The 24,296-nt window shown below is 71.9% G+C and carries 19 protein-coding genes; 1 reads left to right on the top strand and 18 read right to left on the bottom strand.

Features of this window, described 5'->3' with window-relative positions; all coding sequences use genetic code 11:
* Positions 1–54 precede the first annotated feature (54 nt).
* From HNR07_RS20235 to HNR07_RS20160, 16 genes are all read right to left on the bottom strand, one after another.
* Complete coding sequence (locus HNR07_RS20235; protein ID WP_184366342.1) at positions 55–1,059, bottom strand: sugar phosphate isomerase/epimerase family protein; 1,005 nt, start codon at positions 1,057–1,059, stop codon at positions 55–57.
* Between the two features lie 71 nt (positions 1,060–1,130).
* The gene (locus tag HNR07_RS20230) at positions 1,131–2,528 is read right to left on the bottom strand and encodes an alkaline phosphatase family protein (protein ID WP_184366341.1); all 1,398 of its coding nucleotides are present in this window, start codon (positions 2,526–2,528) and stop codon (positions 1,131–1,133) included.
* 22 nt (positions 2,529–2,550) lie between these two features.
* Positions 2,551–3,714: a metabolite traffic protein EboE gene (eboE, locus tag HNR07_RS20225; RefSeq protein ID WP_184366340.1), complete on the bottom strand. Its 1,164-nt coding sequence runs from the start codon at positions 3,712–3,714 to the stop codon at positions 2,551–2,553.
* Positions 3,711–4,652: a TatD family hydrolase gene (locus tag HNR07_RS20220; protein ID WP_184366339.1), complete on the bottom strand. Its 942-nt coding sequence runs from the start codon at positions 4,650–4,652 to the stop codon at positions 3,711–3,713. Before HNR07_RS20220 ends, eboE begins: the two co-directional genes overlap by 4 nt.
* On the bottom strand, positions 4,652–5,350 hold the full coding sequence (locus tag HNR07_RS20215; protein WP_184366338.1) for an EboA domain-containing protein: 699 nt from the start codon (positions 5,348–5,350) through the stop codon (positions 4,652–4,654). The genes HNR07_RS20220 and HNR07_RS20215 overlap by 1 nt, the downstream gene beginning before the upstream one ends.
* Complete coding sequence (locus HNR07_RS20210; protein WP_246420404.1) at positions 5,347–6,240, bottom strand: sugar phosphate isomerase/epimerase family protein; 894 nt, start codon at positions 6,238–6,240, stop codon at positions 5,347–5,349. The genes HNR07_RS20215 and HNR07_RS20210 overlap by 4 nt, the downstream gene beginning before the upstream one ends.
* On the bottom strand, positions 6,237–7,118 hold the full coding sequence (locus HNR07_RS20205; protein WP_184366337.1) for an SCO3242 family prenyltransferase: 882 nt from the start codon (positions 7,116–7,118) through the stop codon (positions 6,237–6,239). The genes HNR07_RS20210 and HNR07_RS20205 overlap by 4 nt, the downstream gene beginning before the upstream one ends.
* Positions 7,115–8,290: an inositol-3-phosphate synthase gene (locus HNR07_RS20200; RefSeq protein ID WP_184366336.1), complete on the bottom strand. Its 1,176-nt coding sequence runs from the start codon at positions 8,288–8,290 to the stop codon at positions 7,115–7,117. Before HNR07_RS20200 ends, HNR07_RS20205 begins: the two co-directional genes overlap by 4 nt.
* 62 nt (positions 8,291–8,352) lie before the next feature.
* Positions 8,353–9,138 carry a hypothetical protein gene (locus tag HNR07_RS20195; RefSeq protein ID WP_184366335.1) on the bottom strand — a complete coding sequence of 262 codons (786 nt, stop codon included), beginning with the start codon at positions 9,136–9,138 and terminating at the stop codon, positions 8,353–8,355.
* A gap of 174 nt (positions 9,139–9,312) precedes the next feature.
* Complete coding sequence (locus tag HNR07_RS20190) at positions 9,313–13,653, bottom strand: ThuA domain-containing protein (protein ID WP_184366334.1); 4,341 nt, start codon at positions 13,651–13,653, stop codon at positions 9,313–9,315.
* Between the two features lie 171 nt (positions 13,654–13,824).
* A complete protein-coding gene (locus HNR07_RS20185) occupies positions 13,825–14,709 on the bottom strand; it encodes a sugar phosphate isomerase/epimerase family protein (RefSeq protein ID WP_184366333.1) in 885 nt (294 codons plus the stop codon).
* Entirely contained in the window at positions 14,710–15,930 is a 1,221-nt protein-coding gene (locus tag HNR07_RS20180; RefSeq protein ID WP_184366332.1) for a substrate-binding domain-containing protein, read from the bottom strand.
* 5 nt (positions 15,931–15,935) lie between these two features.
* The gene (locus tag HNR07_RS20175; RefSeq protein ID WP_184366331.1) at positions 15,936–17,006 is read right to left on the bottom strand and encodes an ABC transporter permease; all 1,071 of its coding nucleotides are present in this window, start codon (positions 17,004–17,006) and stop codon (positions 15,936–15,938) included.
* Positions 17,003–18,112: an ABC transporter permease gene (locus HNR07_RS20170; protein ID WP_184366330.1), complete on the bottom strand. Its 1,110-nt coding sequence runs from the start codon at positions 18,110–18,112 to the stop codon at positions 17,003–17,005. Before HNR07_RS20170 ends, HNR07_RS20175 begins: the two co-directional genes overlap by 4 nt.
* On the bottom strand, positions 18,109–19,734 hold the full coding sequence (locus HNR07_RS20165; protein WP_184366329.1) for a sugar ABC transporter ATP-binding protein: 1,626 nt from the start codon (positions 19,732–19,734) through the stop codon (positions 18,109–18,111). The genes HNR07_RS20170 and HNR07_RS20165 overlap by 4 nt, the downstream gene beginning before the upstream one ends.
* Positions 19,731–20,933, bottom strand: a complete 1,203-nt coding sequence (locus tag HNR07_RS20160) for a Gfo/Idh/MocA family protein (protein ID WP_184372366.1) — start codon at positions 20,931–20,933, stop codon at positions 19,731–19,733. The genes HNR07_RS20165 and HNR07_RS20160 overlap by 4 nt, the downstream gene beginning before the upstream one ends.
* A gap of 115 nt (positions 20,934–21,048) precedes the next feature.
* Between HNR07_RS20160 and HNR07_RS20155 the strand changes: the two genes are divergently transcribed.
* Complete coding sequence (locus tag HNR07_RS20155) at positions 21,049–22,281, top strand: ROK family transcriptional regulator (protein WP_184366328.1); 1,233 nt, start codon at positions 21,049–21,051, stop codon at positions 22,279–22,281.
* Positions 22,282–22,328: 47 nt separating this feature from the next.
* Here HNR07_RS20155 and HNR07_RS20150 read toward each other — a convergent pair whose 3' ends face one another.
* Complete coding sequence (locus tag HNR07_RS20150) at positions 22,329–23,468, bottom strand: DUF4365 domain-containing protein (RefSeq protein ID WP_184366327.1); 1,140 nt, start codon at positions 23,466–23,468, stop codon at positions 22,329–22,331.
* A 159-nt stretch (positions 23,469–23,627) separates the two neighbouring features.
* On the bottom strand, positions 23,628–24,260 hold the full coding sequence (locus tag HNR07_RS20145; protein ID WP_184366326.1) for a DUF6069 family protein: 633 nt from the start codon (positions 24,258–24,260) through the stop codon (positions 23,628–23,630).
* Positions 24,261–24,296: the final 36 nt, after the last annotated feature.

Raw genomic sequence — 24,296 nt, 5'->3', positions numbered from 1 at the left:
CGGGGGCCTCCGCGTGGCGCCGGGCGAGAAGCAGCAGTTCACCAGGCCAGCGCGTCAGCCGGAGCCGAAGGCCGAGTCGAAGGAGGACTCGGGCGGGTCGAAGGCGTTGGCCCGGACGAACCTGACCGCCTCGGCGGCGCCGGTGAGGCGGTCCATGCCCGCGTCCTCCCACTCGACGGAGATCGGCCCGTCGTAGCCGATCGAGTTCAGCACGCGGAAGCACGCCTCCCAGGGCACGTCGCCGCGGCCGGTGGACACGAAGTCCCAGCCGCGGCGCGGGTCGCCCCAGGGCAGGTGGGAGCCCAGGCGCCCGTTGCGGCCGTTGCCCACGCGTTTGCGGGCGTCCTTGCAGTCCACGTGGTAGATGCGGTCCCGGAAGTCCCACAGGAAACCGACCGGGTCGATGTCCTGCCACACCATGTGGCTGGGGTCCCAGTTCAGCCCGAAGGCCTCCCGGTGGCCCACGGCCTCCAGGGCGGCCTGGGTCGACCAGTAGTCGTAGGCGATCTCGGACGGGTGCACCTCGTGCGCGAACCGCACGCCCACCTCGTCGAACACGTCCAGGATCGGGTTCCAGCGGTCGGCGAAGTCCTGGTAGCCAGCCCTGATGACGTCCTCGCCCACCGGCGGGAACATCGCCACGTACTTCCAGATCGCCGAACCCGTGAAGCCCACCACCGTGGACACGCCCAGCTTCGCCGCGGCCCGGGCGGTCAGCTTCATCTCCTCGGCGGCGCGTCGGCGCACCCCCTCCGGTTCGCCGTCGCCCCAGATCCGGGACGGCAGGATGTCCCGGTGGCGCTGGTCGATGGGGTCGTCGCAGACCGCTTGGCCGAGGAGGTGGTTCGAGATGGCCCACACACCGAGGCCGTGGCGTTTGAGGATGTCCAGGCGCTCCTGGACGTAGGCGTCGTCCACGGCGGCCCGGGTGACGTCCAAATGGTCGCCCCAACAGGCGATCTCCAGTCCGTCATAGCCCCAGGACGAGGCGAGCGCGCACACTTCCTCGAAGGGCAGGTCGGCCCACTGGCCGGTGAAGAGAGTGACCGGTCTGGTCATCGGACTACCTCCGTGGTGGTCGGGTTGGGGTGTGGCCGGTTGGCTGCCGGTCCGGTGCGGGGCCGGACGGCTCAGAGCGGGGTCGGCCCCGCCGGTGCCGGCACACCGACGAGGCCGAGCATGAGGTCGCGGACCTCGGTGGCCGCGATACGGTCCCGGGCGAGGGAGGGGTCGGTGCACAGCAGCAGGGGCCCGTCCGCGGGGGACTCGTGCCCTCGCCCGTGCGTGCCCCGGACACAGCCCGGGTCCAGGGGGACGACGTTCATCGTGTAGCGCAGGCCGACCTTCTTACGGACCAGGTTGGCCGCCGCCCGCGCCTTGACCAGCGGGTCGGCGGGGTCCAGGAAGAGTTCGGCCGGGTCGTAACCGGGTTTGCGGTGGATGTCGACGCCGCGAGCGAAGTCGGGGGCGGATCCGTCGCGCAGCCAGTAGTAGTAGGTGAACCAGGCGCCGGGTTCGGCGAACAGGACCAGCTCCCCGGAGCGTTCGTGGTCGAGCCCGTACCCGGCCTGGGCCGCGCGGTCCAGGACCAGCTCCACCCCGTCCAGCCCGCGCAGGAGTTCGGTGACCCCGGGCAGGTCGGCGGGGTCCCGGACGTACACGTGGGCGCACTGGTGGTCGGCGACCGCGAAGGCCCGGGAGGCCCAGGGGTCCAGGTACTCCATGCCCTCCTGGGTGTAGACCTCCAGCAGGCCCGCCTCGCGCAGCAGCCGGTTGACGTGCACCGGCTTCTCGGCGGGGGTGATGCCGTACTCGCTGAGCACCATGACGGCGGTCCCGGCCGCCTCGGCGTCGTCGAGCAGCGGTGCGAGCGCGGCGTCCAGGTCGCGCACCGCCTGCCGGGCCTGCTCGGAGCCGGGGCCGAAGCGCTGGAGGTCGTAGTCCAGGTGCGGTACGTAGCAGAGGGTCAGGTCGGCCTTCGGCAGGAGCTTGCGGGTGGCGGCGACGATCCACTCGGTGGAGCGGATCGAGGCGGTCGGCCCCCAGTAGTGGAACAGCGGGAAGGGGCCCAGCTCCGAGGTGAGTTCGTCGTGCAGGGAAACCGGCCGGGTGTAGCAGTCCGGGGACTTGCGCCCGTCCGCGTGGTAGACCGGCCGCGGCGTGACCGTCCAGTCGGTGGTGGCGCCCATGGCGTACCACCAGCAGACGTTGGCGGTGCGGAAGCCCGGCCGGTGGCGGCGGGCGGTCTCCCACACCTTCTCACCCCGGACCAGGCGGTTGTGCTGGCGCCACAGGTACACCTCGCCCAGGTCCCGGAAGTACCAGCCGTTGGCGACCGCGCCGTGGCTGGCGGGGGCGGTTCCGGTCAGGAAGGTGGACTGCACCGTGCAGGTGACGGCGGGCAGGACGGTGTCCAGCGCGGCCTGCCAGCCGCGGTCGGCCAGGGCGCGCAGGCGCGGTGCGTGTTCGAGGAGCCGGGGGGTGAGCCCGACCGCGTTCACGACGAGGAGGCGTCTTGACTCAGTCATGGGAAGTCCTTCCGGTTCGGGCTCAGAGCGGGGTGAGGCCGAGGTCGGTGAGCCGGTCGCGGGCCCAGGCCAGCTCGGCGGCGATCCCGGCGATGAGGCCGTCCTCGCCGACCGGCCGCAGGGCCTCGGGCAGTACCGACCAGGTGTAGGTCTCCACCTCCACGTGGTCGGTGCGGGCGCCGCCGGGGCCCAGCAGGTGGGCGAGGGTCTCGGTGAGGTGGTCGGCGGTGCCGCGCAGGGGGGCGGCGGCGGGGGAGTGCAGGGGCGCGTGGAAGTGGGTGCGCCAGGGTCCGCGCCCGTGCAGGGGCCGGGGCCCGTCGAGCGCCTCGGGGAGGTCGTCGCGGCCCCGGGTGCGCCCGCCCAGGAGTTCGCGGGTCTGGTGCAGGAAGCGGTCCTCCCTGAAGGCGGACAGGGCGGTGCGGGTGGCTGGGTCGTTCGGCTCGGGGGCCTCCACGGCGGCCGAGGCCTGGGTCTTGACCACCGGCAGCCCGGCGTCGGCCAGGCGGCTCAGCGCGGTGCGCGGCTCCTCGAAACCCACGGCCAGGTGGCAGGTGTCCAGGCACACGCCCAGGTGCGGGGGCAGCCCGGTGAGCAGGCGGGCGGCGTCCCGGGAGGTCTCCACGACGCAGCCGGGCTCGGGCTCCAGACCCACCCGGACCGGGCGCCCGGCGTCGGCCAGCCCGTCCAGTACCGCCGAGAGTTCGGTGAGGTGGTCGCGGGCGGCGGCGAAGCGGCTCGGACCCCATGGCTCGCGCCAGGCCAGGGGCAGGGTGGAGACGCTGCCGCGGGCGGCGTCGTCGGGCATCAGCCGGGCGAGCACCCGCGCGCAGTCCACGGTGTAGTCCAGGCGGGCGCGCTCGGTCCAGTCCGGGCTGTACACCGCGTGCTTGACCACGGGGGCGTGGAAACCGGTGTAGGGGAAGGCGTTGAGGGTGACGGTCTCCAGCCCGGCCGCCTCCAGCCCTTTGCGCAGCCGGTCGGTCCGAGCGGGGTCGGCGGCCAGTTCGCGGGCCAGCGGCGCGGGCAGCCACAGGCCGAGCCCGAGCAGGTCGGCGCCCAGGGCGGCGCGGACCCCGCCGCCGAACACCCGGATCTGGCGCAGCACGCCGTCGAGGTCCTCGGCCGGGTGGACGTTGGTGCAGTAGGCCAGGTGGACGACCGTGCCGTCGGGATGCCGGAACCTCACGCGGGGCCCCCTTTCGGGCCCTGCGCCTCCGGACCCGCTGCCGCTCCCGCAGCCGGATCCGTTTTCGGGCCCTGCTCCGGGCGTTCGCCGCGCAGGATCGAGTTGCCCGAGAACGTGGCCGGGACCGTGCCCGGACCCGCGTCGTCCTCCAGCAGCAGGCGGCCGCTGCGGCCGTAGAACTCCACCGGGTTGCGCCACAGCACACGGTCCACGTCGTCTGCGGTGAACCCGGCCGCGAGCATCTTCTGCCCGGTGTACAGGGTGGTCAGCGGGTCGCTGTGCCCCCAGTCCGCCGCCGAGTTGACCACCATCCGGTCCAGGCCGTGCTCGGACAGGACGCGCACCATCCGGTCCGGGGACATCTTGGTGTCCGGGTAGATGGAGAAGCCCAGCACGCACCCGGAGTCGAGCACCATCTCCACCGTGGTCTCGTTGAGGTGGTCCACCAGGACCATCTCGGGGTCGATCCCTGACTCGGCGACCAGCCGCAGGGTGTGCCGGGTGCCCTCGACCTTGTCCCGGTGCGGGGTGTGCACCAGTACCGGGAGCCCGAACTCCCTCGCCAGTTCCAACTGGTGCCGGAAGGCCTTCTCCTCCTCGGCGGTGCGCGAGTCGAAACCCACCTCGCCGACGGCCACCACCCCGTCCTTGGCCAGGTAGCGGGGGAGGATGTCGAGCACCCCGGCCAGCCGTGGGTCGTTGGCCTCCTTGGGGTTGAGCGCGATGGCGCAGTGGTGGCGGATGCCGAACTGCGCGGCCCGGAAGCGCTCCCACCCGACCAGGCCGTCGAAGTAGTCGCGGAAGGAGCCCACGCTGGTACGCGGCTGACCCAGCCAGAAGGCCGGTTCCACCAGCGCGCGCACCCCGGCGCCGTACATCGCCTGGTAGTCGGCGGTGGTCCGGGAGGTCATGTGGATGTGCGGGTCGAAGATACGCATTACGCCTCCGGGGAGCGAGGGGTCGGATTCGTCGAGCCGTTCGGGAACCGCTCCAGGACGAGGTGGACGTCGGCGGGGACCGCCCGTCCCGCGCGCTCGCGCTCACGGGCGAAGTCCGCGCACATTCGGGCCAGCTCGGCGTCGGCCCGCCCCGCCAAGCCCGCCACCAGGCGCAGCGGCACCCCGACGAACAGGCACTTGAGTACGGTCTGGCGCCAGGAGTGGTCGTCGAGCAGGTCCTGGGCGCCGCTGCCCGCGGCCGCCGCGACCAGCCGGGTGTCGTTGGTACGCATGGCGTCCGCGAGCAGTCGGCGGGAGGTGGCGGCGACCTCCGGCGTCCGGCTGATCGGGCCCAGTCCGCAGAGCCCGCGCAGGACCGCGCGTCGCTCGTCGGCGTCGCCGTACTCGTAGAGGTCCTCGATCTCCCGGGCCAGGTCACCCGGTGGCAGGACCTCCGACAGCACGCGCAGCAGATCCGCGCGCACCAGGTCCTCCAGGGTCGGCCCCTCCGTCCCGGTGGGGTCGCCGGAGGGCCCGGGACCGCGCACGACACGTCGGGCGGCCGCGGGGAAGAGCACCGCGACACGTGCCGGGCGCTCGGCCACCTCGGCGCGGAGTTCGTCCAGCGCGGTGCGGGCCGGTTCCGCCAGCAGGTCCGCGGGGTCCGGAAGGCCGTCACGGCCGTTCGTGTCGATCACACCGGCTCCTTCCGTCGGCGCAGGACCTGGGCCCAGGCCGCGTCGATCGCGCGCTTGGCCCGCTCGGCGACCAGCGGCGCCGCGTGTCCGTGGCGGGGGAGTTCCACCGCGGCCAGCCCCGTGTACCCGACCCGGTCCAGGGCGCCCAGGACCCCGGCGAGGTCGATGTCGCCCTCCCCGAACTCCAGGTGTTCGTGCACGTGCGGGCGCATGTCGTCCAGCTGCACGTTGGCGATCAGGGACCCGGCCCGCGCCACCGCGCCCTCGGGGCCGTCGGGCTCGTTGCACACCCCGTGCCCCACGTCCAGCGTCACCCGGAGCCGTTCGGGATCGCCCAGCCTGCGCCGCAGCTCCAGCGCGTCCGCCAGCCGTTCGGCGAACATGCCCGGCTCGGGTTCGAAGGCCAGGTCCACCCCGAAGCACTCGGCGGTCTCCAGGACCTTCGCCACCCCGGAGGTGAGCCGGTCCCAGCCCTGCTCCGGGGTGGCGTCGGCCGGGAGGACGCCCGACCAGAAGGACACCGTCCGCGCCCCCAGCGCGTCGGCGATCCGGACCGCCCGGCGCAGCAGGTCCACCCGCACGTCGCGGTCGCTCCCCGAGACCAGGGTGGGCTCGTGCTTGCGCCGCGGGTCCAGCAGGTACCGGGCGCCGGTCTCCAGGACCACCGTCAGTCCCAGCGCGTCCAGCCTGCGGCCGACCTTGCGGACCCGGGCGTTGACGTCCAGCGAGAACGGGTCCAGGTGCGGGTGGTCCAGGGTCAGACCGACCCCCTCGTAGCCGAGGTCGGCGATGATCGCCAGGGCGTCGTCCAACCGGTGGTCCCAGAAGCCGTTGGTGCCGTAACCGAACCTCATGTCCTGTCGCGGGCTACCGCTCAGGCCGTCGCTCAAGTGACCGACACCGCCTTGGAGGCCTTCGCCGCCACGGGCGCGCCGACCGCCAGCGCGCAGGCGGTCCCCACCGCCCCGTACCGGGACAGCAGCGCGGCCTGGAGCGGGATCATTGCGCGGATGCCCACCCCGGTCGCCTCTCGTGCGCGCTCGGCGGAGGGTTCGCTCAGCGCCCGCCCCTGGGCGAGTCCCACGGTCGCGGCGAAGGAACCCGCGAAGGCCCCGGCGACCACCTCGCCCACCGAACCCCGTGCGGTGGCGGGGGCGGTGCGCGCCGGGTAGGCCGCCACCGTCGCCCCGGCCAGGGTGCAGGCCAGCGCGCCGGCCGCCGTCTCGGGGCTGGTGCCGTGCACCTCGCCCCGGCTCAGCGAGGTCACCCCGAAGGTGTGCACGGCCATGGCCACGGCCGGGAGCACCGCCGCGCGCGTGTTCCCGCCCGCGCCGAGCAGCACGTCCAGTCCGCGGTTGACCGCCATGCCCACCGGGGCCAGCGGGGTGGGTTTGAGGACGAGGTCGTAGGCCCACACGGTGGCGGCCAGGGTGGTGGCGACCAGCGCGGTCCGGCGTCCGCCGACCAGCGCGGCCACACCCACCCCGGCCGCCGTGAGCCCCGTCGCGGCCGCGAGCGCCCCTCCGGGGCTCACCGCCCCGGAGGGGATGGGACGTTCGGGGCGCTCGACCGCGTCCAGGTCGCGGTCGGCGTAGTCGTTGAGGGCCATCCCGGCCCAGTACAGGCAGACCGAGGCGGCGGGTAGCGCCCAGGTGCGGGGCTCGTGCAGCCGCCCGGCCGCGGCGGCCCCGGTGAGGCTGTCGCCGATCACGGTCAGGGCGGCGGGCAGGCGTACCAGCCGGGCCAGGGCGCGGAGCTTCCCGCTCATCTGCGCTCATCCCCTTCCGCCGGTCCGTGCGCGGGCTCGGAACACCAGTCGGTGAGCGCCCGCCACTGCTCCATGAGGCCGTGCGCGTCGCTCCCGGCCGGGTCCTTGAAGAAGAACCCCAGCTCCGGGACCACACCGACCCGCCCGGCCCGGTGGGCGTGCGCGGCCAGCCGGGCCAGGTCCAGCACCAGCGGCGCGGCCAGTGCCGAGTCGTAGCCCGACCACGTGAACTGCAGGCTCATCCGGGCGCCCAGGAACCCCTCGAAGGACACGTGGTCCCAGGCGGTCTTGGTGTCGCCCAGGTCGGGGACGTAGTCGATGTGCAGGGGTCCGTCCACCGGGTGCCCCAGCAGGTGCTCCAGGCCCCGGGCCTTGGAGGCGGTCTTGTTGCTGTTGCTGTCCGGGTCGGCGAGGGTCGCGCCGTCGCCGCCGCCCAGGAGGTTGGTGGACGACCACGAGCGCACCCGCAGCGCCCGGGCCGCGAACATCGGCGCCAGCACGCTCTTGACCAGGGTCTCCCCGGTCTTGCCGTCCGACCCCGCCCACGGCAGCCCCAGCTCCTGGGCCAGGGCGGCCAGCGCGGGCGGGCGCGGCCCCGCGTTGGGGGTGAACTCCACGAAGGAGCATCCCGCGCGCAGGGCCGCGTACGCGTAGGCCGAGCTCGCCGGAACCCGGGCGGTCCCCGCGTCCAGAGCCGCCTCCAGGAGGTCGGGCTCGGCGAGCTCGGCGGTCTGTGCCGGAGGCGGTTCGGTACTGGACAGGTCGACGACCACGACGCGCTCCACCGCCTCGCGCTCGGCGAACTCGCGCAGGTCCCGCTCCAGGCGGTCCACGTGGCAGCGGGCGAACCCCTCGGGGCGCGGTTCCACGCCCCCGCGGATCCCCCGGTCCACCGCGTCGAGTTCCTCCGCGAAGGCCACCGGAAGGTGCGGTGGGACCACCCCGGACCTGGCCAGCGGCTCCGCGCTCTTGGCCAGGTGCGTTCCGGCGACGTCGTGGCCGCCGAAGACCAGGTCGCCGAGTCCGGGCAGGTCAGCGGCGGCGAACTCGGGGCGTTCGGTGACGCACCCGGTCCGCTCGGCGGCGCCCGCCCGGACGGCCAGCGCGCCCAGGACGGCCGTCGTGGCGACCGATCCGCGCGCCCCGACCAACCACACTCCGATACGTGTCATGCGTTCCCCTCCTGGATGGGATACGGGTTCTGCTGGTACCTCTGCTGCTTGCGCGCGACCGGTCAGTGGTCGTCGTGTCCGGGCGGGTCGCCGACTGCCCCCTCGCCCTCCTCCGCCTCGTCAGGCTGGAGGGCGCCGCTGCCGGGCTCGGCGGGCAGGTACAGGTGGATGTGGCCGTGGCCCGCGTCGATGCTCACCACGTCGAGCTGGGTGGCGCCCACGGACCAGGACTTGACCGCCTGGTCGCGCAGGTCCGAGGCGAGGTCGAGCAGCTCCACCTGCTGGTCGCCCTCAGCCTGGGCGGCGGCGTGGTAGGCGGTCATCGCTGAGCCGAGCAGGTCCACGGAGACGCTCAGTCCCGCTCGGGTGACGTTGAAGTCGGTGTTGCCGGAGTCGGAGTCACTGAAATGGCCGCGGGCGTCCCGCACCGCGTTGAGCCAGCCGTCGATCTCCTCGGTGTCCGGGAACTCCTCGGGCGCGGAACCGTCTGCGGGCAGGACCTCGTTCAACGAGAGCAGCACCGGGACCAGCTCCTCGTGTGCGGCCCTGGTGTGGTGGATCAGGTTCTCCACCTGGTCGGTGTGGCGGGCGTCGGCGGAGGCCTCCAGTTCGGCCACGCGGGCCGGATCGGGGGCGACGGTGCCGTCCCCGCCCCCGAAGAACAGCACCACCGAGGCGACGACGGCGCCGACCAGCAGTACCGAACCACCGGTCAGCCACCAGGTGGTGTGGGTGGAGTCCGCGGAGCGGACCCTCTCGGTCCTGTCCGGGGGCGGGGCCGGGGCCTCGGTCTCCGTCGCGGGGCCCTTCCCCGGCTCCTTCTCGGTGTGCAGAGGATCGGTGCTCACGGGCACCTCCTGTCAGGTTGACACTTGCCGGATCGCGGGCGGCGTGTGCCGTGCGAGCGACGCCGCGGGGGTGTGGCGGGGCCGGAGGGGCCGGCCCCGCCACGGTTCGTCGCGTTACCGCCGAGCCCTGCTGAGCGTTGCTGGGCGAGGCTGAGCGGTACTGCTGTCCGGGTGCTAGGTGGTCGTGGTCAGGTGTTCGAGACCGTCGGCCAGGCCCGCCAACTCCTCTCGTGCGCCGTCGTCGGCCACGCTCTGCGCGGTCGTGCGGAAACGGTCCAGGGAACGGCCGGCCTGTGCCGGGCGGCTCGCCCCCACGTGGTGTTCGGCCAGCTCCAGGTGCCGGGTGAGCCGGGTCGCCTCGGAGAAGGTCAGAACGCCCTCCTCGACCATCTCCTCGATCCGCTCGACGACCTCGGCGAAGGTGTACGTCTCCGCCTCGTCCTCCAGGTCGGTGACCTGCACGTCGCGGAACCACACGAGGTCGTTGCCACCGTGGTTCTGCAGCCCGACGTGCCCGGACGACAGGTCCCGGGCGGGGTCGGTGCTCTCGAACTCGTTGACCAGCTCCCCGTTGATCCACACCCGGATCATCGGGTCGTCGACCTCGATCTCCATCGTGTTCCACTCACCCACGACCTCCGGGTGGGAGTCCGCGGCCTGGAAGCCGTAGACGGCCCCGGTCCGGGTGAGCGGGTCTCCGTCCGGAGCTCCGTACGGGTCGATCTGGATCTCGTAGCCCTCCTCGACCGCGACCCAGGGGTCGTCGCCCGGTTCGGGGAACCCGAGGAAGACACCGGAGTTGTCGGTCTCCTCGTGGGTCAGGTAGTCCAGCTTCAGGCGGTGGGAGCCGAGCTCGTCCTCGTGCCAGAGCAGGCCCATCCCGCCCTCGGTCTGCAGGACGCAGCCGTCGCCGTCGTCGACGACCTCGAAACCCCCCGGACCGGCCATGTTCCAGCCGTCCAGGGACTCCCCGTCCCACAGGGCGCGGTAGCCGTCGTCCACGTTCGGCGGCGCGCACTCGGCGGGGCCGGGCTCGTCGCCGACCGTGACGGTGTGCGTGGCCGAGGCCCCGGACCGGCCGTCGCCGTCGGTGGCGACCGCGCTCACGGAGTACTCGCCCTCGGCGACGTCCTCCCACGTGGCCTCGTAGGGGCTCTCGGTCACCGTGGCGACCGTCTGCCCGTCCACCAGGAACGCGACCTCCTCGATCCCGGCGTCACCGTGGTCGGTGACCTGCGCCGCGAGCGGGACGTCCTCGCCCACCTCGTAGGTCGCGCCGTCCTCCGGGCTGGTCAGCTCGGTTTCGGGCACGTCCCTGTGGCCGCCGTCGTGGTCGGGGTCCACGTCGAAGTAGTTGAGGTTGAACAGCCCGTCGGTGACGGTGGGGTCGTCACCGGTGAACACCAGGTACAGCGCGATGGTCTCGCCCGGGTCGGTGACCTCCATTGTCACGTCGGTCCACTCCTGCCACCCGCCGGTGACCGGAACGTCGACCTCGCCCAGCAGTTCGCCGTCCGGGGCGTCCGCGCGGGCCTCGATGGCACCGCCGTACCCCTCCGAGGCGACCCGGAAGGTGATCTCCTCGACCCCGTGCAGGTTGACCGGGTCGTAGGAGGTCCAGTCGCCGTGCCCGATCCAGGCCACGTTGCGCAGTCCGCCCTGGGGGTCCTCCGAGGGTTCGGTCTGCACGCCGTGGCTGTCGCGGAAGTACTGCGCCTGCATCCGCGAGGGGTTCAGCGTGACCCCGTCACTACCGGTGAGAGGCGGCGCCGAGGCACCGCCGCCGTCGGTGTACTCCGCGGTCAGCACCCAGAAGATGTTCATGTCGTGGCCGTGGGAGCCGTCGGTACCGGTGGCGCTCACGCCCTCGCAGCTGTCGTACTGGGTCCACGGGTGCGCGTGCGTGTCGTGGCCCAGGGCCGAGGTGACCTCGACGTCACCGCAGTCGACGCCGTCGCCGATGGAACCGTCCTCGGCGTCGTCCACCGACACCTGGAACGGGATCTCGTCTCCCCAACTGAAGAACTCACCGTCCCTGGGGCTCTGGAAGGCGACGTCCGGGGCGGTGTTGCCCGCGGTGATGGTGATCGTGGCCGTTCCGGTGCGTTCCTCGGCGTCACTCACCGTCAGTGTGACGGTGTACCGGCCGTCCTCGGTGAAGGTGTGGGTGGGAGAGGTCTCCGTGGAGGTGTTCCCGTCACCGAAGCTCCAGGCGAAGTCGATCGCCTGCCCGCCGGGGTGGAAGGAGTCCTCGCCGCTGAACCCGACCGTCAGCGGGGCCGGGCCGGAGGTGGTGTCCGCCTTGATCCTGGCGACCGGGCTGTCGCCCGCGCCGATGTAGTCGATGCGGGAGATGGCCGAGTCAGCTGATCCGCCGAACCAGCCCGAGCCGTACTCCAGCACGTAGAGGGAGCCGTCGGGGCCGAACTCCATGTCCATGGGGTTGGCCAGGTCGATGTCCGGGACGGTCTCGGTGATGTCGAGGACGCCCCCGTCGTCGTCCAGGTGCACCTGCTTGATCCACTGGCGGCTCCACTCGTAGAGCAGCGGGATGCCGTCGTAGTACTCGGGCCACTTGGTGTCCGACTCCAGGTCGGGGTCGAACCGGTAGGCCGGACCGCCCATGGGGGCGCCGCCGCCCGTGCCCAGGTGCGGGAACTCCTCGGACTCGTCGTAGCCGTACCAGATCGCCGCGGGGGTGACCGGCGGGAGTTCGGTGAGTCCGGTGTTGCGCGGGGACTCGTTGACCGGTGCGTCGCAGTCGAACTTCTCCCCGGACGTTCCGGAACCGAAGTCGTAGTGGTTGTAGGCGGAGTTGTTCCCGATGCAGTAGGGCCAGCCGATGTTGACCGCCTCGGTGATGTGGTGCCACGTCACCGTGTTCTCCGGCCCCCGGTCGGGGTCGGCCACCTGTGCGTCCGGCCCGTAGTCGGCGAGGTAGACGCTGCCGTCCCCCTGGTCCACGGAGAAGCGGAACGGGTTGCGCAGGCCCATCGCGAAGATCTCGGGTCGGGTCAGGTCGGCGTCGGAGGTCTGCGGCGGGAACAGGTTGCCCTCGGGGATGCTGTAGCCGCCGTCCTCCTCGACCGAGATGCGGATGAGCTTGCCGCGCAGGTCGTTGGTGTTGCCGGAGCTGCGCTGGGCGTCGAAGGCCGGGTTGCGGCTCTCCCGCTCGTCGTGCGGGCTGAAGCCGTCCGAACCGAACGCGCTGGTGTCGTCACCGGTGGACAGCAGCAGGTTGCCGTCCGGGTCGAAGCCGATGTCACCGCCGACGTGGCAGCACATGCCGCGGGTGGCCTCGACCTCCAGGATCACCTCCTCACTGGACAGGTCCAGGGAGGGCTGGTCGCCGTCCACGAACTGGAAACGCGACAGGTTGTTGTGCGCCTCGAAGGGCTCGAAGTCCTCGGGTGAGCCGTTCTCGGGAGCGGCACCGGACGGGACGCCCTCCAGCACGGGCGCGTAGTACAGGTACACCCACCCGTTCTCCGCGAAGTCCGGGTCGAGCGCGATGCCCTGGAGCCCGTCCTCGTCGTGGTCGTAGACCGGCAGGTCCGCCAGCGCGTTGGTGCTGTACGTCTCAGGGGACCACAGGGATACCTGGCCGTCGCGGGAGGTGTGCATGACCCGGCCGTCCGGGAGCACCGCCATGCCCATGGGCTCGCCGACGTTCTCCTCGCCCTGGGCGAGCGTGACCTTCTCGAAGTTGTCCCACTGGGTCGCGCCGCAGTCGCCCTCGGCCTGTCCCGCGGCCCACCGCAGACCGCCGAGCAGGTGGTCGGCGAACTCCGGTTCGGAGTAGGACTCGATGGTGTGGCCGCCGCCGGTGTACCAGGACCGGCCGCCGTCGTAGACCTGGCACCAGGCGATCGGGTGGTCGAAGCCCATCTGGCCGGCCGGGTCGACCTGGTCCTCGTAGGAGGCCTCGTTCAGCCCCGCCAGGACGTGCACGTCACCGCGCGGGCTGGCGTCGAAGTCGTACCACTCGTCCTCCCGCACCCAGCTGGCCGGGAGCATCTCGGTGGAGGGGTGGGCCCGGTCGTTGACCATCACCTGGGCTTCCTGGATGCCGGGCGGGTGGCTGGCGAAGTAGGCGCCGACCAGGTCGCCGTACCACTCCCAGCCGTAGTGCGTGTCGGAGGCGGAGTGCACACCGGCGTAGCCGCCGCCGTCTCGCACGTACTCCTGGAACGCGGCCTGCTGGTCCTCGTCCAGCACGTCGCCGGTGGTGGAGAGCCACACGACCGCGTCGAAGCGGGCGAGGTCCTCCGGGTTGAAGATGTCGGCGTCCTCGGTGTGCTCGGTCTCGAAACCGTGCTCCTCGGCGAGCGCCTCGTAGAGGGCGACGCCGTAGGGGATGGAGTCGTGTCGGAAGCCGGTGGTCTTGGAGAAGATGAGCGCGGTGAACGTGTCCTGTTCAACCGTGTCGGCCTGTGCCGGGACCGACGTCAGCCCGAGGGCCAACGCGATGCTCGCCGTTATGGCGCCCAGCGCTCGTAGGGGTCTCTTGATCACGGGAAACCTCACCTGGGGGTGGGGGGTCGATGAGTCCGTGCGGCGTGCCGGCGCCGACGGCAGGGACGGGAACGTTCGCGTGACCGGCGGGGGCCGGGTAGCGGGTGCGAACCGTCTGGGGGTACCTGCTATCGAGTTCGGAAGCGGGGAGTGGCCGCCTCATCGGTGTGATCAATCCACGGCGGCTCCTTTCTTCTGGGGCAAGGAGGGGGCGAGCGAGCGTAGGAAGGACAGGCCGTCCACCGCGATCGCGTCCTGCGAGGCGGCCAGGGGCCGCCACACGGACGCGGCCGTGGCGATGCTGGCATTATCGGCCGTGAACGACTCGATAACCAAGGGGCCCGAGTAACCTGATTTGCCCAATGAGGTGACTATTCGTAACCAGTCCAGGTGATCGGCGCCGGGGGCGCCTCGGTCGTTCGCACAAACCTGGACGTGGTGAACCCTTCCGGCGGCCCGCTCGATCGCGGCCGCCACATCACGCTCCTCGATGTTCATGTGGTAGACGTCCAGCGCCAGCCCGCAGTGCTCCGCGGGCAGGTCCGCCAGCGCCTCCAAGGCCTGGTCCACCGTGTTGAGCACGCTGGTCTCGTACCGGTTCAGCGGCTCCACGGCGATGCGGACCCCCGCGGCCGAGGCGTGGTCGACCACGGGGGCGAGCGCCTCGGTGAGCTCCGAACGGAGCCCCGCCCGCTCGGACGGGGACATCCGCCACGTACGCCCGACCGAGGCGTAGGCCGGGCCCGCCACGACGGTGGAACCGGCCGTCGCCGCGGCGTCCACGACCCGCCTCAGGTAGTCCTGGGTGGCCGCGCGGGTGGCCGGATCGGTCGCGACCAGCTCCCGACCCGGCCCCATCACCAGCACGGTGCTGGCGGCCAGACCCAGCCCGTCCAACAGGGTCCGGGCGCGCCGGGGGTCCCAGTCGCCGACGTTCTCCACCGGGAGTTCGAGCACGTCGAACCCCCAGTCGGCCACGCGCGGCGCGATCCGCTCCAGTGAGGCGTCGGTGAGCGGCGACGTCCACACCCAGGTGTTGACCCCCAGCGCGCGCATCTAGCGGTCCGTCCAGGCCTCGGGGAAGCCCGGCAGGTCCTCGCCGCCGAACTTCGCGTAGTGCAGGGACGGCATGTCCGAGTTGAGGTCCAGGTAGTCGCCGAGCTCGTCCTGACGGATCGGGTTCTGCGGCAGCACCCACTCGGAGGGCACCTCCTCACCGGCCAGGATCATGCCCGCGGCGATCACCGGGGTGCGCCACTGGAAGTTGGAGTAGACCGGGGCGATCGCCGTCAGGTCCTCCTCCTCCCACTTGCGCATGAAGCTCAGCTCGTCCTCACCGGCGATCACCGGGTAGGGCTGACCGGCGTCCTCGAAGGCCTCCAGGCCGGCGACGGCGCCGTCACCGGCGTCCATCCAGATGCCGTCCACGCTGCCGCGCTGCAGGTGCTGGGAGACCAGGTCCTTGATCGCGGCCCCGTCGCCCCCGGTGAACTCGAAGCCGAGGACCTCCAGCTCGCTGTCGCCGAAGATCTGCTGGGCGGCGGCCCAGCGGTGCTCCAGCACGTCCACACCGGGCAGGATGCGCAGCGCCAGCACCGTCGAGCCCGGCTCCAGGTTCTCGACCAGGAAGTCGGCCGCGTCGGCGCCGTAGGCGTAACCGCCGATCGGGTGGATGAACGTGACCATGCAGTCGGAGTTCACCCCGCGGTCGAAGACGATCACCGGGACGCCGCTGTCGCAGGCGGTCTCCACCGCCGGGGTCAGGGTGGCGGTGGTGGACGGCGAGATGATGATGGCGTCGCAGTCACCGGCGTCCACGAACGCCTGGATGTCGGAGATCTGCTGGTTGTCGTCGTCGGCCGCGTCCGAGACCCGGAAGCCGCCGATCCGGCCCTCGTCGACCAGCGCCTCCACCTGCTGCTCCATGGTGATGAAGCCGGTGACGCGCCAGGGGTTGGACACCGACGCGTTGGAGAAGCAGACGGTGGCGTCCTCCGGGTCGTCGATGGCGAAGTCGGAGGTGTCGATCCAGTCCGGCTCGATCGCCTGCAGCCAGGGCTCCTCGTCGGAGCCCTCGGGGGTGATGTCGCGCTGGGCGAGCTGGGCGTCGAACTCCGCTTGGTCGAACCACTCGGCGTCCGGGGTCAGGGAGCCGTTCCCCTCCCCGTTCCCGCCGTCGGCGGCGTCCGGACCGCCCTCGGGGGCGTCGGTGGTACAGGCGGTGAGCATCAGGGCGAGGCTGGCGGCGCCAGCCAGGAGTACGCGTGTGCCGCGCATGGGGGTTACCTCCTGGAACTTTCGAGCGGTGGCTCGGTCGGGTGGGCCGGTCGCCGTCGCAGGCGCTCCGGTAGTCGTAGGTCGCCGCGGCGCGAGGCGTAGGCGACGGCCGCGATGATGATGAGCCCCTGCGCCGTCGGCTGGATGGTCGACGGCAGGTACAGCTGGTTGAACAGGGTGAAGAGCGCCTCCACGGTGAGGGCGCCGAGCACGGCGGCCACCACGGTGCCGCGGCCGCCGCCCAGCACCACGCCGCCGAGCACGACGGCGGTGATGGCGGTGAACTCCAGCCCCTGCCCGACCTGGGCGGTGACCCCCGCGAAGCCGCCGATGAGGATCGCGGCGACGGTGGCCATCAGGGAGGAGCCGACGAAGGCCAGGGTGCGTACCCGCCACACCCGGACCCCGGAGAAGGCGGCGGCGGTGTCGTTGTCGCCGGTCGCCATCAGGGAGCGCCCGTAGGGCGAGCGCATCAGCGCGATCGCCCCGACGGTGAGGACCGCGGCGATGACCAGCGCCCAGGGCAGCTGGCCGAGCACCGGGACGCCGTCGAGTCCGTGTCGGCCGAACACGCGGAAGTTCTCCGACAGGGCCCCGGTGGGCGCGCCCCCGGTCCAGTAGCGCACGGCACCGAAGAGGATCAGCATCGTGCCGAGCGTGGTGATGATCGACGGCACCTTCAGCAGCGTGGTGACCAGGCCGTTGACCACGCCGACCAGCAGACCGAAGAGCAGCATCAGACCGATCACCGGGAAGGTCATCGCCTCGTCGCCGTCGATGAGGCGGGCGGCGATCACCACCTGTGCGCCCACCAGGGAGCCGACCGAGAGGTCGAACTCGCCGGAGACGATCACCAGGTACTGGCCGATCGCGAGGATCACCAGCGGGGCGGCCTTCTTCGCGAAGGCCATCAGCGGCGGACCCTCGAAGAACGACGGGTTCTGGGTGGCGATGACCGCGAAGATCAGCACCAGCAGCACCGTGACGGTACCGGTCCCGCCGCGCAGCGGGGAGAGGAGGTCGGTGGCGCGGTTGCGCGGGGAGCGCTGGTCGGGAAGGCGGGTTTCGGTGGTCATCGCTTACCTCCCCGGACCAGTGGTTCGGGCGCGGGCGGGAGTGGTGGCGGTTCCGGTGGATCCCCGGGGCCGGAGGAGGCGGGCGGGGTACCGCCGGAGGGGAAGCGGACCCGGACGGCGGTCCGGGAGAGCTGGCCGCGGGCGTAGATGGCCACGGCGGCGATCACGATCGTGCCGCGCAGCACGTCCTTGACGAACGGGTCGACGCCCAGGGTGTTGAACACGGTGTCCAGCGTCGCCAGGATGAACACCCCGGCGACGGTCCCGGCGACCCCGCCGCGACCGCCCAGCAGGTAGGTGCCGCCGAGCACGACCGCCGCGATGGCCTCCAGCTCGTAGCCGTTGTTGTAGACCAGAGTGTTGCCGGTGCCGAAGCGCGAGGCCAGCAGCAGACCGGCCATCCCGGCCATCACCGAGCACAGTACGTGCGCGGTGATCACCGGCAGCTCGGGCCGCACCCCGGACAGGCGCGCCACCTCGGCGTCACCGCCCACGGCGTACATGTGGAAGCCCATCCGGGTGCGCCGCAGGTACAGCACGGCGAGCACGGCCAGGACCAGCATGACCAGGGTGGAGACCGGTAGCACGCCGATCCGGGAGAGACCGAACATCTGGAACTGGGCCGGGATCGACCCGGTCGGCCCCTGGAACTGGGTGTCCAGGTAGCCCTTGATGATCAGGCCGGTGCCCAGGGTGGCGATGAAGGGGTTGACCCGCAGTTTGGTGACCACGAGCCCGTTGGCCAGGCCGATCAGCGCGGCCGCGCCCAGGGTGACGGTGACCCCGAGCACGATCCTGGAGGGGTCCCCGGCCATGGTGGTCCCCGCGATCACCGTGGACAGCGCGGCGACGTAGCCGACCGACAGGTCCAGGGAGCGGCACAGGATGACCAGGGTCATCCCGATGGCGAGGAAGCCGAGCAGGCTGCTGCGGGTGAACAGGTCGACCGTGTTGGCGGCGGTGAAGAGGTTGCCGCCCTGGACGGCCACGAAGACCGAGCTGACCAGCAGGACGCCCACCAGGGCCAGGTAGACCAGGCCGGTGGTGCCCAGCCTGGAGCCCAGGCTCCGGGTGGCGGTGCGTGAGGCGGTGGCGACCCGGGTCACGGCGCGGCCTCCTCGTGGTGGGGGCGGGCGCCGCCGTTGCCGTTGTCGCTGTCGTCGGTGGGGGCGGGGGCCTGGGCGGCCGCCGCGGTGATCCGCGGGTCCGCCACGGCGGAGTCGTCGTGCGCGCGCTCGGGCGGCGCGCCGGTGGCCAGGGCCATCACGGTCTCCTCACTGGAACCGCCGGGGAGCTCTCCGGCCACGCGGCCGTCGTCGAGCACCACCAGGCGGTCGGACATCCCGATCAGTTCGGGGAGCTCGGAGCTGATCAGGACGATCGCCACACCGGCCGCGGCGAGTTCGCGGATCAGCGTGTAGACGGCCTGTTTGGCGCCGACGTCGATCCCGCGCGTGGGCTCGTCGAGCACCATCACCCCGGGGTCGGTGGCCAGCCACTTGGCCAGGACCACCTTCTGCTGGTTGCCGCCGGAGAGGTAGCGCACCTCCTGCTGGTGGCCGCCGCGGGCGACCAGCTCCAGGGAGGAGAGGATGCCGGGGACGCGCTGGGCCCGCTGACGGGAACCGAAGGGCAGCACGGCGTCCAGGACCAGGCGGCTGTTGGCCAGGATCGACTGGTTCAGGGACAGCCCCTGCGCCTTGCGGTCCTCGGTGACCAGGGCCAGCCCGGCGCGGACCGCCTGGCGGGGCGAGCGCACCTCGACCCGCTCGCCGTCCACGCGCACCTCGCCCCGGGTGAAGCGGTCGATCCCGAAGAGCGCGTGCGCGATCTCGGTGCGGCCGCTGCCCTGGAGCCCGGCCAGCCCGACGATCTCGCCGCCGCGCACCCGCAGGTCGATCCCGTCCAGCTGGGTGTTGCCGCCGCCGGAGACCGCCAGGCGGACCTCGCCCACGTGCTCGCCGTGGGGTTCGAGGTGGTCGGGGAAGACCGCGGAGACCGGGCGCCCCACCATCTTGCGGACCAGTTCGGCCGGGCTGGTCTCCTCGGCGGCCACGGTGTCCACCAGGTGCCCGTCCTTGAGCACGGTGATGGTGTCCGCGAGGTCGAAGATCTCCTTGAGCCGGTGTGAGACGTAGAGGATGCCGACCCCGCGCTCGCGCAGGCGCCCGATGATCCGGTAGAGCACCTCGACCTCGTGGTCGGCCAGCGCGGCGGTGGGCTCGTCCATGGAGATGACCCGGGCGTCGTGGGAGAGCGCCTTGACGATCTCCACCACCTGCTGCTCGGCCACGGACAGGTTGCGGACCTTGGACCAGGGGGCGATGCCCTCCAGCCCGAGGTCGGCCAGGAGCTCGGCGGTGGCCCTGTCCATGGCGCGGTCGTCGACCAGGCCGCGGCGGCGGGTCTCCCGGCCGAGGAACACGTTCTGCGCGACCGTGCGCTCGGGCAGGAGGTTGAACTCCTGGAAGACCGTGGCCACCCCGGCGCGCTGCGCCCGCACGGGGTGCTCGAAGGAGACCTCCTGGCCGGCGAGTTCGATCCGGCCGGTGTCGGGGCGGTGCACCCCGGCCAGCACCTTCATCAGGGTGGACTTGCCCGCGCCGTTCTCGCCGACCAGGGCGTGCAGCTCCCCGGCGCGCAGGTCCAGCTCGACCCCGTGCAGGACCCGCACACCCAGGAAGGACTTGCTGATGCCGGTCATCCTGAGCAGGGGTTCGGCGGTCATGCCCCGTCCACCCCCGTGATGGGCGCCCGCGCGGCGCAGGCTTCGGATACGGGGCCCTCGTGTGCGGGCACGTCGACCCAGCGGCGCTCCCGGGCCGAGGCCAGCACGGACTCGGCCAGGACGGCGGCCCGCAGGCCGTCGGCGAAGACCGGCAGCCCTTCGGGTGCCCCGCCCGCGACGGCGGCCCCGGTGTCCGTGACCAGCGCGTTGAAGCAGTCCTGGTAGCCCTGCGGGTGGCCGACCGGGAGGGTGACCATCCTGGAGGCGTCGGGGCTGAGCGCGGGGTCGTCCCGGGAGATGATCCCGGTGCGGCCGCGCCCGCCCGCCCAGAGGGTCTCGGGGTGTTCCTGGTCGAAGCGCAGGGAGCCCTCGGTGCCGGAGACCTCCAGCACCAGCTGGTTCTTGCGGCCGGGGGAGACCTGGCTGATCACCGCGCTGCCGACCGCTCCGCCCGCGGTGGCGAACTGGAAGGTGACCAGGTCCTCGGTGGTGACGGCGCGGCCGCCGTTCTCGCCGCGGCTGTCGTTGATCCGGGAGGTCTGCGCGCTGACCGCGGTGATGCGGTCGCCGGTGACGAACTCCAGCATGTCGCACCAGTGCGAACCGATGTCACCGAAGGCCCGGGTGGGTCCGCCGACCCGCGGGTCGACCCGCCAGTTGTCCTCCTCGGGGTAGAGCAGCCAGTCCTGGAGGTAGCCGCCGTGGGCGAGGCTGACCTTGCCGATGGCGCCCGCGGCTACCTGGGCGCGGGCCTCGCGGGCCATGGGGTGGAAGCGGTAGACGAAGGGGACGACCGCGACCCGGTCGGCCTCGCGTGCGGCCGTGGTGAGGTCGCGTGCGGTTTCGGCGTCGGTGGCCAGCGGCTTCTCACAGACCACGTGCTTTCCGGCGGCCAGGGCGGCCAGACTCAGCGGGGCGTGCATGTGGTTGGGGGTGCACACGTGCACCACGTCCACGTCGGGGCGGTGGATGAGTTCGAGGGCGTCGTCGTGTGCTCGGGCGATGCGGTGGGCGGCGCGGAACTGTTCGGCCTTGGCGGGGGAGGATCCGGCGACGCCGACGACCTCGCCGCCGCCGGCGCGGACGGCGTGGGTGTGGACCCGTCCCATGAAGCCGGTGCCGATCACCGCCGCGCGGTAGGCCTCGGGGGTGGCCGGTCCGGATGATGAGGCCTCGCCCAGACTTGTGACCTTCTTCACTGACATGTCCGAGACGTTACGTCTGACTTATGTCGAGCGTCAAGCATAAGTTGCCGGATCTGGACAAAATAGATGAAGGGAGAACGATCAATAGATCCTGTGCTTCACTGGTCCCATGACGGAAGACGCGCTGACGGCCCCGAGCGGACCGGGGGCGACACCCCTGCGAAACCCGGCCGCCACCACAGCCGCGCCAGGTGCCGGAACCCTGCTCCGGCTGCTGCGCGACGGCCGCCCACGAACCCGCTCCGAACTGGCCGCCGTCACCGGTCTGGCCCGCTCCACGGTCACCCAGCGCGTGGACGCGCTCCTGGCCAGCGGCCTGATCGGCCCGGCAGGCGAGGCCGTCTCCACCGGCGGACGGCCGCCCACGACCTTCTCGTTCCGGCCCGGCGCCCGTGTGGTCCTGGCCGCCGACCTCGGCGCCACCCACGCCCGGCTGGCCCTCACCGACATGTCGGGGACCGTGCTCGCCGAGGACCGCGCCGACATCGACATCGCGACCGGCCCCGAACCCGTCCTGGACTGGGTGGTGGACCACGGTCGCACCCTGCTGGAGTCCGTCGGCCGCCACACCCGGGATCTCCTCGGCGTCGGCGTGGGCCTGCCCGGCCCGGTCCAGCACTCCACGGGGCGCGCGGTCAACCCGCCGATCATGCCCGGCTGGGACCACTTCGACGTCTCCGGCTACGTGGACAGCCGGATCGCGCGGCCCGTGCTCGTGGACAACGACGTCAACATCATGGCCGTCGGCGAACACCACGTCGCCTGGCCCGGTGCCAGCCACCTGCTCTTCGTCAAGGTCGCCACCGGCATCGGCTGCGGGATCATCAGCGAGGGCAGCGTCTACCGCGGCGCCCAGGGGGCGGCTGGCGACATGGGGCACATCTACGTCCCCAGCGGCGCCGACAGGCCCTGCCGCTGCGGCAACACCGGCTGCCTGGAAGCGGTGGCCAGCGGACACGCCCTCGCCGAGGCCCTCACCGCCCAGGGCGTCCCGGCCACGGGCGCCCGCGACGTGGTCGAACTGTCCCGCAACGGCTCCGTGCCCGCCCTACGCGCCCTGCGCCAGGCGGGCCGCGACATCGGCGAGGTCCTGGCCGCCTCGGTGAACATGTTCAACCCGTCGGTGATCGTCATCGGCGGCGCGCTCGCCCAGGCCGGGGACCACCTGCTCGCGGGGGTCCGCGAGATCATCTACCAGCGGTCACTGCCGCTGGCCACGGAGAACCTCAGCATCGTCTCGTCCAAGGCGGGCGAGAGCGCGGGCGTGATCGGCGCGGCCGTCATGGTCATCGAGCACTGCCTGAGCCCCGAACACGTCGAGACCCTGGTCATGGGCGGCTGACCAGGGTCGGAACCAGGAACGCCGGAGCGCTGTCGAGGCGCCGGGTCTCACTGCTTGCCGGGTTCGGGGATCGTCCAGACGATCCTCACATGATCCTCGGCAGGGCCTCCGACGAGAATTCTGTCGACCAGGTAGATGACCAGCAAGCGTCGGCCCTCGTCGGACATCTCGTCCACGTTCGACCGGGCGACGTCCATGACCTCGCGCACGACTTCGGGGTCGGACTCCAGGACCTCCAGGTCCCGCATGAGCTCAGCGGACAGGGTCTGGTCGCGCAGCACCTTCACGGAGCGCTCGACCAGACCGGGTTCGGCCTCGATCCGCTCCAGGATCCGCTCGAAGACGAGTCCGTCGAGGACCTCGGCCCCGATATCGCCGTGCTCGCCCTCCTCTTCGATGTCCCCTTCGCCCTCTTTCTCGGAGGCGGCCAGCAGGCTCGCCGCCTCGGTGGCCTGGAAACACGCCAGGAGCCACATGATCTCGGACGGGTCGAGGATGAGGTCGCCGAAAGCCGGTACCCTTCCGCCGACGAGGGTGAGGGAACCAGGGGTGACGTACTGGGGCTCCCAGTCGAGGTCGCTGTGGAGCAAAGTCGCGCCGTGCTCTCCGAGTCTTCGCCAGAAGACGAGAACCTCGTCGTGCTCGTTGACGAAGTGCATCACCACGTCCGAGGGGGCGAACTCCACTCCGGCCATCTCGCCCAGCCGGGTGTGGATCGCCCGCATGCCCCGGAACCGCCCCACGTAGTCGCGGACCTCGGTGACGAAGGCGTCGAGTGTGCTGGCGTCCAACCGCGCGTTGGCACTGATGCCGATGGTGGCCCGCTCCTCGCCCTCGCGGCGGGCACGGCGGAGTTGCGCCGTGGCATTGGCCCAGTACAGGCCATATGTGTCGGGGTCGTACACCACGCACAGTACCGGGATGTTGCCCTCGGCCCAGGTGTCCGAGTGCTGTCGGACCGGAACGGCGTACCCGTTCGCCCGCTTCCAGCTGGTCCCGCCTTTCACCTGGATCTTGACCACGTCGCCGGTGGTCTGGCCGTCCTCGCTGAAGGTGACGTACAGGTCCTCGCCGAAGTCGTTCTGCCCGTCGATCTCCTGGACGATGTGGTCGTGTTCCTCGAACAGGGCGCGCACCGCGTTGACCGCGGCCCGGCCGACCTTGCGGCCCTCCGGAATGCCTGCCAATTCATCCTCCGCGAGCCGTTTCCGGGTGTTCGTGGTGAAGTCTTCCATCCGGTACAGACAGAGCGGGGCGCCAGGGAGCAGTTCAGGCACGCGAAGGGGGCGGGGTCCCTCTCGGGTCCCCGCCCCCTGGTGTGTCCTGGTGTGCTCTCGGGTGCCTGGTCACTCGTCGCGGGTGCCGTAGCGGGCACGTTCCTCCTCCGCCCTCTGGGCCTCTGCGCGGCCGCGGGCGGCGTCGTACTCGGCGTCCTCCTCCATCGCGCGGTAGCGCGCGGGGTCGTACTCCCGCTGGCTGACGTCGGGCAGGACGCCCTCGTGGCGCAGGGCCCGGCCCGGACGGTGGTCCGGGGTGGCCGGGACCCGGCTGATCACCGCGGTGCGGCCGACCCCGCGCAGCAGCGAGACGATGGCGATACCGCAGACCAGGTTGATCAGGCCCGTGGCGATCTGACTGGAGAGCTCGGCGCCCTGGGTGAAGGGGGTCACCGCCGCGATGGCGGTGGCCAGGCCGACGATCCAGCCGAAGAACGAGAGCGCCCGGGGCGCGGACAGCAGCAACAGGTGCAGCAGCGCCGTCGCCAGGAGCGCGACCACACCCGCCAGGAGCGCGTAACCGACCGTTCCGGCGTCGCCCAGGTGTCCGGCCTCCTCCGGTGCCAGCACCGGGATGCCGAAGACCCCTCGGACGACCAGCGTTCCGGCGAAGATGACCAGGGCGGCGACGACCGCCGTGGCCAGGCCACCGGACCAGAGCCGGGTCACGTTGACGGCCCGTTCACTTCCGTTTTCGTTCATACCGATATCCCCAAAATAGGGCGCGAATTCGGTCGT

Origin of the sequence: Nocardiopsis metallicus, assembly GCF_014201115.1 — a bacterium.
Classification (GTDB): Bacteria; Actinomycetota; Actinomycetes; order Streptosporangiales; family Streptosporangiaceae; genus Nocardiopsis; species Nocardiopsis metallicus.
The sequence above is the reverse complement of the archived record's forward strand: the minus strand, read 5'-3'. Positions and strand labels throughout refer to the sequence as shown.

Excerpts from the sequence above, each read along its gene's own strand:
- HNR07_RS20235 (WP_184366342.1), bottom strand. The coding sequence starts at position 1,059 with ATGACCAGACCGGTCACTCTCTTCACCGGCCAGTGGGCCGACCTGCCC.
- HNR07_RS20230 (WP_184366341.1), bottom strand. The coding sequence starts at position 2,528 with ATGACTGAGTCAAGACGCCTCCTCGTCGTGAACGCGGTCGGGCTCACC.
- HNR07_RS20220 (WP_184366339.1), bottom strand. The coding sequence starts at position 4,652 with ATGCGTATCTTCGACCCGCACATCCACATGACCTCCCGGACCACCGCC.
- HNR07_RS20205 (WP_184366337.1), bottom strand. The coding sequence starts at position 7,118 with ATGAGCGGGAAGCTCCGCGCCCTGGCCCGGCTGGTACGCCTGCCCGCC.
- HNR07_RS20200 (WP_184366336.1), bottom strand. The coding sequence starts at position 8,290 with ATGACACGTATCGGAGTGTGGTTGGTCGGGGCGCGCGGATCGGTCGCC.
- HNR07_RS20185 (WP_184366333.1), bottom strand. The coding sequence starts at position 14,709 with ATGCGCGCGCTGGGGGTCAACACCTGGGTGTGGACGTCGCCGCTCACC.
- HNR07_RS20180 (WP_184366332.1), bottom strand. The coding sequence starts at position 15,930 with ATGCGCGGCACACGCGTACTCCTGGCTGGCGCCGCCAGCCTCGCCCTG.
- HNR07_RS20175 (WP_184366331.1), bottom strand. The coding sequence starts at position 17,006 with ATGACCACCGAAACCCGCCTTCCCGACCAGCGCTCCCCGCGCAACCGC.
- HNR07_RS20165 (WP_184366329.1), bottom strand. The coding sequence starts at position 19,734 with ATGACCGCCGAACCCCTGCTCAGGATGACCGGCATCAGCAAGTCCTTC.
- HNR07_RS20155 (WP_184366328.1), top strand. The coding sequence starts at position 21,049 with ATGACGGAAGACGCGCTGACGGCCCCGAGCGGACCGGGGGCGACACCC.
- HNR07_RS20145 (WP_184366326.1), bottom strand. The coding sequence starts at position 24,260 with ATGAACGAAAACGGAAGTGAACGGGCCGTCAACGTGACCCGGCTCTGG.